The organism is Cohnella sp. LGH, assembly GCF_017671885.1.
In the GTDB taxonomy this organism is placed as follows: domain Bacteria; phylum Bacillota; class Bacilli; order Paenibacillales; family Paenibacillaceae; genus Cohnella; species Cohnella phaseoli.
This window is the reverse complement of the sequence record NZ_CP072117.1, coordinates 5829067-5843442: the sequence shown is the minus strand read 5'-3', so window position 1 is coordinate 5843442 and position 14376 is coordinate 5829067. Positions and strand designations below refer to the sequence as shown.

The 14376-nt window shown below is 52.6% G+C and carries 10 protein-coding genes; 9 read left to right on the top strand and 1 reads right to left on the bottom strand.

Annotated elements, in window-relative coordinates; all coding sequences use genetic code 11:
- Positions 1–100: 100 nt before the first annotated feature.
- Positions 101–454: a hypothetical protein gene (locus J4772_RS24610; protein ID WP_209071813.1), complete on the top strand. Its 354-nt coding sequence runs from the start codon at positions 101–103 to the stop codon at positions 452–454.
- Positions 455–665: 211 nt separating this feature from the next.
- On the opposite strand, the gene J4772_RS24605 is transcribed toward J4772_RS24610, so the two are convergent.
- The gene (locus J4772_RS24605) at positions 666–2792 is read right to left on the bottom strand and encodes a hypothetical protein (protein ID WP_209071812.1); all 2127 of its coding nucleotides are present in this window, start codon (positions 2790–2792) and stop codon (positions 666–668) included.
- A gap of 288 nt (positions 2793–3080) precedes the next feature.
- Between J4772_RS24605 and J4772_RS24600 the strand changes: the two genes are divergently transcribed.
- The 8 genes from J4772_RS24600 to J4772_RS24565 all read left to right on the top strand — a co-directional run bounded on the left by J4772_RS24600 (position 3081) and on the right by J4772_RS24565 (position 14327).
- Positions 3081–4847, top strand: a complete 1767-nt coding sequence (locus tag J4772_RS24600) for a sensor histidine kinase (protein ID WP_209071811.1) — start codon at positions 3081–3083, stop codon at positions 4845–4847.
- Positions 4822–6483, top strand: coding sequence for a response regulator transcription factor (locus J4772_RS24595; RefSeq protein WP_209071810.1), 1662 nt, complete (start codon positions 4822–4824; stop codon positions 6481–6483). Before J4772_RS24600 ends, J4772_RS24595 begins: the two co-directional genes overlap by 26 nt.
- A complete protein-coding gene (locus J4772_RS24590; RefSeq protein WP_209071809.1) occupies positions 6470–7576 on the top strand; it encodes an aminotransferase class V-fold PLP-dependent enzyme in 1107 nt (368 codons plus the stop codon). Before J4772_RS24595 ends, J4772_RS24590 begins: the two co-directional genes overlap by 14 nt.
- Positions 7577–7794: 218 nt before the next feature.
- A complete protein-coding gene (locus J4772_RS24585) occupies positions 7795–9489 on the top strand; it encodes an extracellular solute-binding protein (RefSeq protein ID WP_209071808.1) in 1695 nt (564 codons plus the stop codon).
- 77 nt (positions 9490–9566) lie between these two features.
- Positions 9567–10466, top strand: a complete 900-nt coding sequence (locus J4772_RS24580) for an ABC transporter permease (protein ID WP_116061291.1) — start codon at positions 9567–9569, stop codon at positions 10464–10466.
- Between the two features lie 16 nt (positions 10467–10482).
- Positions 10483–11367 carry a carbohydrate ABC transporter permease gene (locus J4772_RS24575; protein ID WP_116061292.1) on the top strand — a complete coding sequence of 295 codons (885 nt, stop codon included), beginning with the start codon at positions 10483–10485 and terminating at the stop codon, positions 11365–11367.
- A gap of 32 nt (positions 11368–11399) precedes the next feature.
- Positions 11400–13439, top strand: coding sequence for a hypothetical protein (locus J4772_RS24570; RefSeq protein WP_209071807.1), 2040 nt, complete (start codon positions 11400–11402; stop codon positions 13437–13439).
- A gap of 264 nt (positions 13440–13703) precedes the next feature.
- Positions 13704–14327 (top strand): SGNH/GDSL hydrolase family protein, encoded by a 624-nt coding sequence (locus tag J4772_RS24565; RefSeq protein ID WP_209071806.1) that lies wholly within the window; start codon positions 13704–13706, stop codon positions 14325–14327.
- Positions 14328–14376 lie beyond the last annotated feature (49 nt).

Sequence of the window (14376 nt, the reverse complement as noted above, 5' to 3'; positions counted from 1 at the left end):
CTGTCTCGTCCAGTCGGATAAACCCTTGAATGAATAAGATATTCACATACAGCGACATGACTTTTTCACAAAATCTTATTTATAAAAGGGAGAATATGCGATGATTCGTAAATATTCGACTGGACCGCTAAATAACCTAACGGAGAAGGATAAGACTGTCTCTAAAGATATTGTTGTGAACTCGCTAAACCAACATCAGCATAAGAATGCCCGAGTAAGAATCAAAGTGTATGCCTTAAATGGAAAGAAAAAATTGATTCATAACGTTGCATTTAATGTGAAACCGAATGAGTCCACATACAATAGCTTTTTCGTGGGAAATGCGAAGCAGTATGAAGTTCAATTTATTACAAATCAATTGAAGGTTCAATTTGCATCGTTTGGGATAAGTCCGAGAGATCGTTATGTTGCTGCACATCGAGTAATCAACAGTGAGCTAACAAAAATCGTATGAGTATGACTGCAGTTTGCCTTCCGGGGGTCTCCCTGGGAGGCATTCTTGCTATTTGAAGAGTGGGAAAAGGCAGGGATGTCGTGTGAGCGGCGCTGAGCATTTAACAAAGCAATGAGGAGGACGAGTTCGTAATAGCATGTCGCCAATACGGCTCGTTCTCCTCCTTCATCGGATTCTCCGATTCAACGCTTGGAGTATCCGCGTCGAAGCCTTAGCCGTTGGCCCGCGCTGCAACGGGCTTCGAGCTTGCATCGGATTCGGCCAGATGCACATCCAGTATCGTGACGCCGCCCGGCTGCAGCTTGACCTCGAAGCTTTGCTTGGAGGATATCTCGCCTGTGTAATGGTGAACCAGTCCGCCGGTTGCATCGTCTTTGTAGCGGACAGGCAGAATCGGGAAGCTTGAGACGACGCTCGTGTCCGCAACGATCGGCTTCATCGTGACGAAGGCGCGGCGGTATTGATGGTCAACGTTATTGAACAGATAGAGTCGGTAAGCGCCGTTGGCGAGTTGGAAGGCCATATGCGGCATGTCGCAGGTCAGCGGGCAGTCGGACAACTCCTTCAACAATAGCGCGAGCGCGTCACGGAAGCCGGTCGTCACCTTGGCGAAGGGAAGCGTGTCGATAAGTGTGTAAGGGAAATCCTCCGCGTCGACGGGGTTGCCTTCCAGATCCGGCGCGCCATCATCGATTGCTAGCAGCGCCTCGACCGCCGAGCGGAGCTCGTCCGAGACCGAAACGTTAGCTCCGAAGACGAAAGCGGTCAACGGACGATTGCTGTAGCGGTCGGCGATGAGTAGGATCGGCTCGATACCGTAAGCCTTGGGCTTTATGTCGCCGAGAGCGGTGCAAATAACCGTTCCGCGATCATAGGCCGCAACCCTGCGCTGCTCTTCGGGGGACAGCATATCGAAATCGGGAACAAGCAGCGTGCCGGTAAAAGAGTCCAGATCCTCCGAACGAACGCAGGCGCCGCAGTGCGTGCCGGCTTTGGCCAGCTCGTAGAACAGCTTGAACGGCGTCCAGCGGCGGGTGTTGATATACTCGATCAGCATCTTTTCGTAGGCATAGTCTGACCAGAGCATAACGGGGGACAGAGTACGCTCGACATCGGCGGAGAAGGCGATCTCCATTCGCTCGCGCTCCCAATTCCAGTCTTCGCGTTGGATACCGTCGCCAAGGCAGAGGAAGTAGCCCTCCAACGCGCGCCGCGAACCGCCCTTCTCCGCAAGCTGGTAGGCCATCATCGTATACAAGTCGCGTTCATGCAGGCAAGGAGCATGCTTCATCACGTCCCATTCTTCGGTCGCATCCTGCACGCCGGCCATGGAAATCAGATGACCGTCGCGAATATGCGCCGCCGTCGTCGGGGCGATAGCCATATACCGGTGGAAAAAGTAATCCTGGCTCTCCCAAGGAGAAGAGATATAACAGCTTGTCGGCAGAATGTTCGCCGTCAGGTAATCAACGCCCGCGCGCATGATTCGGGCCATATCCATACCGAGGCAATACTTCGTCTCGAACGGATCCGTGCAATACATACCAAGCACCATTACCTCCAGGCCGACGGCGTGCACTCGTGCGCAGATTTTCTCAAAGAAGCGTTCCCAGCGCCAGCACAGGAATTCAATCCATTCGGCGCGAGCGTGCCGCCAAATCCAGTCCCCGCGGGCATCCTCCGTCGCGGCTTCGTCGTTGCCGAGACCCGCCGTTATGTCCTCGGGCAGGACGAAGCCGGTATGGTCGACAAACTGCGTCACCAGGTCGGTCGAGTAGTCGCCGTGATAAATGTTCCCGTTCGGGCAGAAGCCATCCGCCAGATGGACGCCCTTAAAGCCGTAATCGACCAGCGTACGGCAAAGCTGATCGATGAAGAAGTCCTCGTAATAGGTCCCGTCTGCAAACCGTTTGAGCGCAAAGTGTCCGTGTCGCTTGCCGTTGCGGCGATGGCTGTAAATTTCCGGATGGTCGGCGATCCACTCGCGATGGAATCCGTCGCCGATCGTAGATCCCATGATCCCCGCATACAGTCCGGTACCGGCGTCGGCGAGATTGAGCGCGAGATCGCGCAGGTCATGATTGCTCCAGGGCTGTCGCTCCCGCTCGGAATTGCGCGGAATGCCATAGTAGGCGCAGTTGTCGGCGGGCAGCACATACTCCTCGTCCATTCCCTTGTGCTGGTGGACGAAGTCGGGATGGAACAGCAGCGCGCAAGCCCCGTCGGGGAGAAATCCGGTCTGATTCAGAAATCTTGCGGCACCTCGGTCGGAATCGTTGCGTTCGAAGCCGAGCATTTGCATCCAGATAAAAACCTTTCCGTTTTTGAGCTTCTCCATAATGCCTCACTCCTTGTGCTTTCTTTGACGTTGACGGTGATTGTCGTTCGGACTGAAAAGGGTAAAGAAAACGCCTTTCTGCGAAAATTATAAAAAGGGGGACGATAGATGACTACTTCCCATATTCCACTTTCCCTATCCTTTCTCCACCCCTTTAGATGCCGATCCTGGACGAGGCCCGAAAGGTAGACAAAAAAGAGTTAAAATAGAAAATGAGTAGTAGCGTGCAGAAGGTGCAATTTCGTATAATCTTGTAAAACGACTTGGATGGCAGCGGGGTGGGCACAGTTGAGGGCATTCAAGCATCCGAACATTTTCGTCAGAATCGTTGTTCTGTTCCTCGTACTCATTCTTCCTCTCTATCTGCTCGTGTTCGTCATTAATCATACGAGCGGCAGCATTCTGCGCAAGGAAATCGCCGGGTCCATGGCGTCGAGAATCGGCTCCTATTCGGCCCTGATCGATTCCGAGATCAACCATATCGAACGGCTGAAGACCGATTTTCTGAACGACGAAGACCTGCAGAAACTGAGCACGGTATCGGTCACACTGAGCGACTACGAAAGATTGACGGCGATCAACCGCCTGAAGAAGAAGCTGCTGACGTTCAAGGAATCCGCGCGGCTCATCGAGGACATTCAAGTCTACATCCCCAACGTGGAGAAAACGATTCGCGTATCCTCCTATTCCGAACCGATGAGCGAATCGGAAATGAAGATGATCCGGGATTCGAATACGCTGCGCAGTCCGAGAATCATTCCATGGGGCGGCCAGCTCATCCTGGCGCTGTTCGATCCTCCCTTTTCCGGCGCAAGGAGTAATTTCTACATGAAAATCGTGCTGTCCCGGGACGCGATGCTGCAAACGCTTCAGCAGGTCACCGCCAAAGAGGACGGCAAATTTTATATGACGGATCTGGGCCGAACCTGGATGCTGTCCAATTCGGAGTTCGCTGCGGATGACGTTCAGGCGAGCCTGGAGAATTTGTTGAAGGAAACGGCAGGAATATCCGACAGCGGGTTCGGCAGCTGGAAGCTGGAAGGACAACCCTTCTTCGGGGCTTATCAAAGCTCCAAGTATTTGAATACGATGCTGCTTGTCGCCGTTCCGGAGAACCGGATTTTCGGCATGTTGGACAGGTACAATGCGCTGCTCTGGCTGCTGTCGGCCGCCACGGTCGTTATTGTGATCGTGTTTTCCTACCGGATGTACAAGATCATTCACCGCCCGTTGCAGGTGATGGTGCGCGCGCTGAGAAAGGTCGAGGACGGCGATTTGAACATCGCCCTAAGCCACGGCAAGCATGACGAATTTCAGTATCTGTTCGGACAATTCAACGTAATGGTCAGCCGTCTGCGCGCGTTGATTCGCGAAGCGTACGAGGAACGGATTCATTCCCAGCAGGCGCAGCTCAAACAGCTCCAGTCGCAGATCAATCCCCATTTTCTGTATAACACGATTTTCGTACTGCATCGGATGGCGTCCTCTTACGGGCTGCCCGATGTGACGAGATTTACGGACTTTCTGGGCAAATACTTTCTGTTCCTGACGCGCACGGGCGCGGACGCCGTCACTCTCGCCGAGGAATTAAACCACGCGGTTATCTACACGGAAATCCAGAAAATCCGTTTCGCCGACAGAATCGAAGTGGAATGGCCCGAATTTCCAGTGCGTCACAAGGAGCTTCGCGTTCCGCGCATGATCATTCAACCGATTTTGGAAAACGCATACAAGTACGGGTTAGAGAGAAAGACCCGAGGCGGCTCGCTTCGAATTTCGTGGGAAGAAGACGAGGATAGCGTGCGGATCGTGATTGAAGACAACGGCGATCATCTCGATGACGAGACGTTAAGCCGACTGAACCGTTCGTTGCTTAACAGCGAGATGGGGCAGGAGATCACGGGATTACTCAACGTGCACCGCCGATTGCAGCTGTATTTCGGCGACGAGGCCGGGTTGAAGTTTGCTAGAAGCCGGCTCGGCGGGTTGAAGGTTGTTATCGGAATTTCAGATCGGGGAGGGATTAAACATGCATCGCTTGTTGATCGTCGATGACGAGCCGCTGATCGTGCACGGGCTTGTCGACTTTATTTCGCAGCAGGAACGTTGGCCTCTGGAGGTGTACGGCGCCCTATCCGCCGAAGAGGCTTTGGCGATGCTGGACAGACACCGGATGGATATCGTCATCTCGGATATCGGCATGCCGGAGATGGACGGACTTGAACTGCAGAAAAGAATCGTCCGTCGATGGCCGAAATGCAAAATCATTTTTTTGACCGGGTTCAACGATTTCGACTATGTCCAGGAGGCGATGCGCCATCAAGGCTTAGATTACGTCTTGAAGGCTGAAGGAGACGACGCCGTCGTTCAGGCGCTGGAGAAGGCGATCGAGCAGATCAAGGAGGATATCCGCAAGGAGGAGCTGATTGTTCAGGCCGACAAGCAGCTGAAGCTGGCGATTCCCTCGCTGCAAAAGGAACTGCTGAGCCATATTCTGCAAGGGGATCTGCATTCCGTTACCCGGCTCGACTCGTTGTTCGGAGAGCTCAACGTTCCGTTCGCATCGGACGCGCCTGTGATGATGGCGATGGTTCGATACGATCATTTCGGGCGCTTTCACAGCATTTACGATCGAAGCCTGCTGTCCTACAGCATTCAGAACATTGCGCAGGAGGTGCTGACGAACTCTGTCAGTCTGGTATCCATTGAGTTGGATCGTTCCCGGATGATGTGGTTTATGCAGCCGTGTCCAGATGGAGAGGGAGGCGGTTTGAGCGTGAACGCCCTGCCGTACGCCGGGGGTTGCCTGGAGCTCATTCAGCAGACGTGCAGGGAACTGCTGGACATGCCGCTGTCTTTCATCATGAAGGAGATAGCGGTTCCTTGGGCGGAAGTCGGCGATCTTTATGAGGAGTACAACCGGCTGCTGTCCAGAGGGTTGGGGATGGGCTCCGAGTTTCTGTGGATCTATGACGAGACGACGGCGATGCCTCATGAGGGGCGCCATACGCCGTTTCATTCCGGACAGCTTCGCAGCCGGATCGATTTGATGACGCTTTATTTTCAGAATGGGCAGAAGGATGCTTTCGAAGGCGTGCTTTCAGACATCGTTGCCGAGGGAGGACGCTTTACCGCCGATCCGTCGATCCAGCAGGAGATCTATTATTCTCTCGTTCCGATGTTCCTCTCGCAGTTGAATCGGTTATCGGGCGAGGAGCAGAGGGGGCTCATCGACATCGGCAGGCTGACGGGGCTGGGCGCCCATGTCTCGTGGAACGAGGCGATGGAGTACCTGCGGAAGTTGTCTTCCTCGATGTTCGCGGAGAGCCGCGGCGGGATGGAGCGGGAAGAGAATGTCGTCGTGCACAAGGTTCAGCGATACGTTCAGGAGCATCTGGGCGGCGATCTGTCTCTCGTGGCCATCGGGGATGTGATCGGCCACAATTCGAAGTATTTGTCGCGGCTGTACAAGAAGGCGACGGGAGAAGATTTGTCCGCCTATATTAGCGGTACGAAGCTGAAGAAGGCTCAAGAGATGCTGAAGGATACGAATATGAAAATCTATGAGGTGTCAGCCGCGATCGGCTTTCTGTCGGAGCCCTACTTCTATCGGTTTTTCCGCAAAGCGACGGGTATGACTCCTCAAGACTATCGGGATCTGCATGGAGGCGGGACACATGAACATCTATAAGCGGTTGGGCGTGAAGGAAATGATTAACGCGGCGGACTCCTACACGATTATCGGCGGGTCCTTGATGCCGGATGAAGTGATAGAAGCGATGTCGGAGGCTGCACGGGCGTTCGTGTCTATCGAAGAGCTGCATGATGCGGTGGGGAAAAGGCTGGCGGAGCTTACGCGCAACGAAGCGGCGATGGTAACGGGCGGAGCGGCGGCCGCGATGGCGATCGCTGCAGCCGCATGCATGGCAGGTGCCGATGGGGAACTGGCCGGGAAACTTCCTTGCGCCGAGGCGGGCAGGAATGAAATCCTTCTATACAGCTGTCAAAATAACGGATTCGTCCAGGCCGTCCGTCTGACCGGAGCCAAGGTCATCGAGCTGGAGGACCGCAACCCCGACTCCGACCGGCAGCTTCGCGAAGCGATTACGGCCAGGACGGCTTGTCTTCTCTATTTCGTATCCACACAGTTTGAAAGGTACGCCCCACCGCTTGGCGACGTGATTTCCATCTGCCGGGAACGCGGCGTGCCCGTCATCGTGGATGCGGCGGCGCAATTGCCGCCCGTCTCCAACCTGTGGGCCTATACGGAGATGGGCGTCGATCTCGTCATCTTCTCCGGCGGAAAGACGCTGAGAGGACCGCAAAATACCGGACTAGTCGTCGGCAGAGCGGATTTGATCGCCGCCTGCCGCGCCCACTCCTCCCCGCGTTCGTCGGTGGGCCGTCCCATGAAGGTAAGCAAAGAGAGTCTGGTTGGATTGCTGGCGGCTGTCGAACGATACGTGGGCCTGGATCAAGAAGAGTTGTCCAGGCAGTACGAATTCGCCGTCGAGACGATCTGTGCGCATGCCCGCAGGCTCGGTCTCCGTGCCGAGAGGCTGTATCCGGGCCCTACAGGCCAGAGCTATCCCCGCGCGGCGCTTTATCCCGACCCGTCGTGCGGCTATACGGCGGAAAGCCTGCAAGCTGAGCTGAAGAGCGGGGAACCCGCGATTTGGGTTGGTTTGTCCGAAGACAAGGCGGCCATTCTCGTTAACCCGCTGCATCTTCAGGATCGCGAGATCGCGCTCGTGTGCGACCGTCTAGCGCGGTTGGTTGGATAGAAGATAGCGAAGGCGGCCATCGGCACGTGGTCGCCTGACTTCGGCGGCTTCCAAGGCGCGGACGGGTATAAGAGCTTGCGTTAAATGGAAAGCGCTTACAAAGATAGTGGAGAAAAGATAGAGAAAGTGGAATATGGCAAGTGGTTGCCCATTTGCAGTCAACCTATAATAAAAATCGTACTTCATAATCGTTCAGTATTCCACTAAGGAGGAAGAGCATGAAAAAGAGTTTAGTGCTGTTAATGTGTTTTGTATTTGCGGGTTCCCTCTTGCTTACAGCGTGTTCGGATTCCAACAATTCCGCTTCACCGGGCGCTTCGTCAAGCACCGCTTCCAGTGAGCCATCTTCCGCATCTTCAGAGTCTAGCGGAGAAGCAACGCCTGATCCGAATGCGAAGTATGATCCGCCAGTTACGGTAACAACGGTTAGGGCAATCACTGCCGATATGAAGCTTCCCGAAGGTCAAACTTATGAAGACAATGTTTGGACGCGTACATTACGCGATGAGTACGGAATTGATACAAAAGTACTGTGGAATGTCGATGGCGGACAGTATGATAACAAACTAAACATGTCCATCGCTTCCGGCGACTTGCCCGATCTGATGAAGGTTTCTTCTGCGCAATTCAAGCAACTCCTGGAATCGGACAGTTTGGCGGATTTAACGGAGGTGTACGAGAAATACGCTTCGGAGGAAATGAAAAAGCAGCATGCTATTGGCGACGGCATTGCGCTGAAAACAGGAATGATCGGCGATAAGCTGTATGCTCTACCAGATGCGGCCTCGGCTATTGGCGGTGCGCCAAGCACTTTGATTTGGATTCGTGCCGATTGGCTGAAGAAGCTCGGCCTGGAGGAGCCAAAATCGCTTGAAGATGTGTTCGCCATCGCTCGAGCGTTCACCAAGAACGATCCTGACGGAAATAGTAAAGCAGATACGACAGGAATTGTATTCGAAAAAGGTTTCTTATCCAGCGGTCTCGGCAATCGCGGCTTGTTTAACTCTTTCGACGCTTTCCCGCAATCCTGGATAGCGGATAGCACCGGAAATCTCGTCTATGGCAGCATTCAACCGGAAGTAAAAACAGCATTGCAGGCTTTACAAGATCTGTACAAGGAAGGACTCCTTGATAAGGAATTCATCGTCAAGGACGCTGGAAAAGTAATTGAAACGCTGGTAGCCAATAAGGCCGGAATCGCCTTCGGACCGCATTACTTCGGACAATTTATTCATCAAACGAAGGTTCAGCACCCCGAAGTGGAGTGGAAACCATTCCCACTGATGAGATTGGACGGAAGCCAGGCGAAGGTCTCGCTGAATTCGCCGACGTTGGGACAATATGTTGTGCGCAAAGGATATTCCAATCCTGAAGTTATCGTGAAAATGATGAACCTGGCTTTCGATATCACCGTTGGCGAGAGAGCGACGAAAGAAAATTATGATAAATACATGTACGATCCGAAAGACGGAACGATTCAGATCTGGAATTTTGCTCCCGTCTTCTCCAATGATTCCACGGATGCGTTATTCCAGCAAATCATCGATGCCACGGAAGCGAATGATCCGACTCTTGCGAAGGATGCAACGGCCCAGCTTGTAATCGCCAACGCGAAGAAAGCGCGAGAGGGCGAGCATTCCTTATACGGTTGGACGCTATACTCCGATGCCTGGAAAATCTATTTTGACCTTATGAACAAGGGCTTGTATGTAAACAACGGTTTCTACGGCGTTCCGACACCGACAATGACGGATAAACAAGCGACGCTTGACCAGCTTGAGCTGGAGACGTTCTCCAAGATCATTATGAATGCTGCGCCAATCGACGACTTTGATAAATTCGTGGAAAATTGGAAAAAGCTTGGCGGAGACCAGGTTACGAAAGAAGTAAATGAATGGAAACAAACCATGTAAATCAAGATGCCTGATCATGAGTCGGTTGCTTCCATGGAGCAAGCCGACTCATGTTGGCAATGGAGGAGCCTGTATATATGCCAGCTCGAAAATGGAGGAAAGAAGGGCCTCTTCATCTCATGCTGCTGCCCTCGCTTGTGCTGTTGTTGATGTTCAGCTACTTGCCGATGGCTGGAATTGTCATTGCGTTTCAGAAGTTTAATCCGGGTCTAGGCGTATGGCGTTCGAAATGGATCGGATGGGATAACTTCACCTATTTATTCCTGCTGCCTAACTTCAATCAAGTTCTCATCAATACCGTCGTTATTGCAGGGATGAAGATCATTGTCGGGATCCTGCTGCCTTTAATCGTTTCCATCATGCTTAATGAAGTACGCCACAAGTTGTTGAAATCAGGGATTCAGACCATTATTTATTTGCCCCACTTTTTATCATGGGTCATACTGGCGGGAATATTAATCGATCTCTTGTCCATGAAGGGCTTGGTTAACGTCTTTTTGACCCGCGTATTCGACATTTCACCGATCTTTTTTCTGGGTGACAATAGCTGGTTTCGAATTGTACTTGTGCTCTCCGATGCCTGGAAGGAATTCGGATTCAGCACAATTGTCTATCTTGCTGCCATTACGAGCATCAATCCGGCCCTTTACGAATCTGCCACAGTAGACGGCGCTGGCCGTTGGAAAAAGACATTAAACGTGACGATTCCCGGGATCATCCCGATTATCGTGCTGCTGACGACTTTAAGTCTTGGCAATGTGCTCAACGCTGGCTTTGATCAAGTATTTAACCTGTACAATACGGCTGTCTACGAGACAGGAGATATTATCGATACGCTGATTTATCGTACGGGCTTGGTGGAATTCAAGTATGGCCTGGCGACTGCTGTAGGCGTTTTTAAGTCGGTCATCTCATTCATCATGATCTCCATATCTTATTGGCTTGCTTATCGGCTAGCAAACTATCGGATTTTCTAGAAGGAGCGCTATCGCAATGAAGTATGCACAGCGACCTATGGAACGAGCCGGCATTTGGCTGATCTACCTCGTTCTTATTGTCCTCTCGATCTTATGCATTCTGCCCATGATTCACGTATTGGCGGTTTCCTTGTCCGGCGCAGCCCCCGCCACCGCCGGTCAGGTTACCTTCTGGCCGATAGATTGGACGTGGGAGTCTTATCGCTATGTATTCGGCAAAGCCCAATTTATTAAAGCGATGGGTGTCTCTGTGGAGCGGGTAGCGCTTGGTGTAACCATTAGCATGCTATTGACCGTGCTTGCTGCGTATCCGTTGTCCAAAGAGCAGAGCGAATTCCGATTCCGAACCGCATACGCCTGGGTTTTCGTAGCGACGATCTTATTTTCAGGCGGACTCGTTCCCTCGTATATGACCATACGAACCTTTCACATGATTGATACGATTTGGGCGCTTGTCCTTCCGGGGGCTGTTGCGGTATTCAACACGATCGTGCTGCTCAATTTTTTTCGCGGCTTGCCGCGCGAGCTGGAAGAAGCGGCGTTTATCGATGGCGCCGGGCATGGAATTGTTCTATTTCGGCTGTTCTTACCCATGTCGCTGCCCGCGATCGCAACGCTTACGTTGTTCAGTATTGTGGGGCATTGGAATTCCTGGTTCGATGGGTTGATTCTGATGAATAGCCCCTCCAACTATCCGCTTAGCAGCTATTTGCAAACGGTAATCATTGGACGTGAAATGACGCAACTGTCTCCTCATGACGCCGTCCTTCTGTCGCGAATTTCGGAACAGACGTTAAAAGCGGCGCAAATCTTTGCAGCATCGCTGCCTGTGCTGATCGTCTATCCGTTCCTGCAGCGTTTCTTTGTTAAAGGCATTGTGTTGGGCAGCGTTAAAGGATAATTTCGTAGAAGCAGCAATTCGGAGGAGATAAGATGACTACAGCAAGTTATGAAAAATGGGTGTGGATCGAATTAATCGGCTTCGACAATAGAGCAAGCGATTTCGGCGTTGCGGCATATTTGGACACGGTCGGCACAGTTCCGGACGGCATTTCCTTGCTTTTTTTTACGCCGGACTTTGTACACGCCCATAAAGGAATGGAGCGGGAGCACATCCTGCCGATCGAGATGTGTTCTTACGCCGCGCGTCCTTACGGCAAGCTACACGATCGGCAGCAGTGGACGAACTACCAATTGCACGGGCTGGTTAAGGAATTGCAAAAGCATGGCGTTAACGTCTATTGCAGCTTTTTTAATTTATTTCTGTTCAGTGATGAGGGTAGAGAGAAGGCCAGCGAGTGGTGCGCAGCGCACCCCGAGCTTTATGAAATGCGGAAGACGGGAGAAGCGTTTCCTGTCATTAATCCACTGAAGCGTTTCAAGGACGGGACGTATTACGAAGATGTATTTGTCCGCGATCTGATGACCGTTATGCGAGATTACGAATTCGACGGCTACCACGGCGCCGACGGTTACACGAGCCCGCGTCTCAGTCTGGCTGAAGCCGATTACTCGGATGATATGGTTGAGCAGTTCGTGCGGATAAGCGGTGTGGAGCTGGCGTCGGGTTTGCAGGCGGTATGCGACGGTGATCCACTTGCATTGGAGAAACGCGCAGATTGGATTTGGACACATCAGCGAATGGACTGGATTCGTTTCTATGCCGTCCGTTGGGGCGAGCTCTGGCAGAAAATAATGCCGGCGATACGCAACGCAGGTAAAAAAGCCGTACTGAATTCGGTCTGGACGCGTGACCCGTTTGAAGCCTTATATCGTTACGGCGTCGATTACCGGCTGCTGGCCGAGTCCGGCGTTAACGGCTTTGTCATTGAATCCGTTGGCGCCTCGCTTTCCGCGGGAGCGGGGGAATGCGAATATAAGGAACCAGGCTCCGAATTCATGGCGATGATTATGGCGATTAAAGCTTATACCCCCGACATGAAGCTCATCTGTTTAAACGCGATCCAGGACACGAACGAGCAGTGGGACGGTATCAGCCACGTGCCGACTATTGTTGAAAGAGATATTTACGCCTTCTCCAATGTCTATTTGCAGGACCGGGAAGGGCTGCGACGCTGCGCGTCGGGGTTTGTGGCCTGTTTGGGCGACGGGATCGAGAAGATGAGCTGGGACAAAATTGTGCGTCAATGGAATCTGGGTTTCGACGGTGCGCCGGAGCGGATTATCGGCGCGAGTTATGTCTGGTCCGACGAAGCGCTGCAACGTTCGTTGGACGCGTATCCCGCAAGCCGGGGCTGGTCGGCGCATAAATGGCTTACCGAGCTTATTGAAGCAGGCGCGCCGCTTCACTCCGTAGTGAACGTGAAAAATTTGCCGCAGACGAGCGGTGCGATATGCACAGTAGATGTGCAGCTATTGAACGATGAGGAATTGGATCGGGTTCTGTCTTACCGGAGCGGGCCGTCGGTCCTTGTCGGCACGATGACGAAGCGGATTTCTCAAGCATTTGATAGCAGGGGCTTGCAGGTAGGCTGCGAGCTGAATCAGCTGTTTGGCGTCGCTTGCGATGAGAACGGTGCAATAATCGCAGTGTTTGTCGGGGACGAGGCGGATCGTCGCGCGTTCGGCGAGCAGAGCGATCTATCCGCTTTGAACGACATCAAGAGCTGGCTGGAGCCGTTATTTTACCGCGAGGTATCCGCTGAATTTTTGAATCGCTGCGTTCAGGTGCTGACGGATTGTACAGGTGCGCCAAGGACAGTTAGCAACTCGCCATACATTCGCACAGCCGTATTGGAAATCCAACCCGGTCGGTGGCGGCTGCTGATTCGAAACCTGCACATCAATTATAAGTCGGCGCATCTGGATCTCGGCCGCTCCATTGCGAACCTTAAAGTGCTGACCGACTTTCCGGGCATTCCGATTTTCCCCAAAGGTTCGGAGTTCAGCCTGTACGTTCCCGGTCGCGGGATCGTCATTGTCGAAGTGCAAATGAACAAGCTGAATCGTTAAGTTGGAGACCCCTATGTGGTCTAGCGACTTGCTCCGAAGAATGGAATAAAGAGCCGTAAAACACTGCCGATGGTCGTTGCTGCCGTCGGCTGTTTACGTTTTTAACAGCTCCTTTGCAAGTAGTCGTGGACAAAAGATAGCGAAAGTGGAAATCGGAAAGTAGTGGGTCCATATCCCGCTTAGTATAATGAAGCTGATTTTCAACCTTCTCTTGTCCGGGAGAAGGTAAAGCAGGCCCGCAGTGCGCATCAGGAGGTATAGAGAATGCAATGTTTGAGTGAAATGCTTGGAGGTGCCGATCAGGCATTTATTGTCTGCTTGGGAGATTCAATCACGGAGCAAAACGAGCATACGCATGGAAAGCTGAACTACGTGGGCCAGCTTCAAGAAAAACTGCTCAAAAGGTTCGGCCGGCGGCAATTGGTGTTGAATGCCGGTGTAAGCGACGATACGACGCGGGAGATTTTGGAACGGTTGGATCGGGATGCGTTAAGGTTTCAGCCGCATGTCGTAGCTTTGATGATCGGCATGAACGACTCCCTTCGGGGAGCCGGTGAAGTGCAGCAGTTTAAGTCCAATCTGTCCTCCATTGCGGAAAAAGTCAGATCCGCAGGCAGCAAGCTTATTTTGTTGACGCCCAATACGATCAATACCAGCTTGGAGGAAAATTTCATTCGAGACAGCTACCCTCTCTATATTCAAGCCATGAGAGAGCTCTCTGGCGCGGAACAGGTGCCGTTATGCGATGTCTATCAGGCTTTCGAGGAGCGAAGAGAGAAGGAGCCGAACAGTCAATGGACGTTGATGAACGATTGCATCCATCCGAATGAATACGGTCACGACCTGATGGCGGAAACGTTGTTTCGATTTCTTGATCTGACGGCTTAAGGATGGAAGCTGATTGCAAGTCGAACGGGACAGGGGAGGAGGGCGTCAT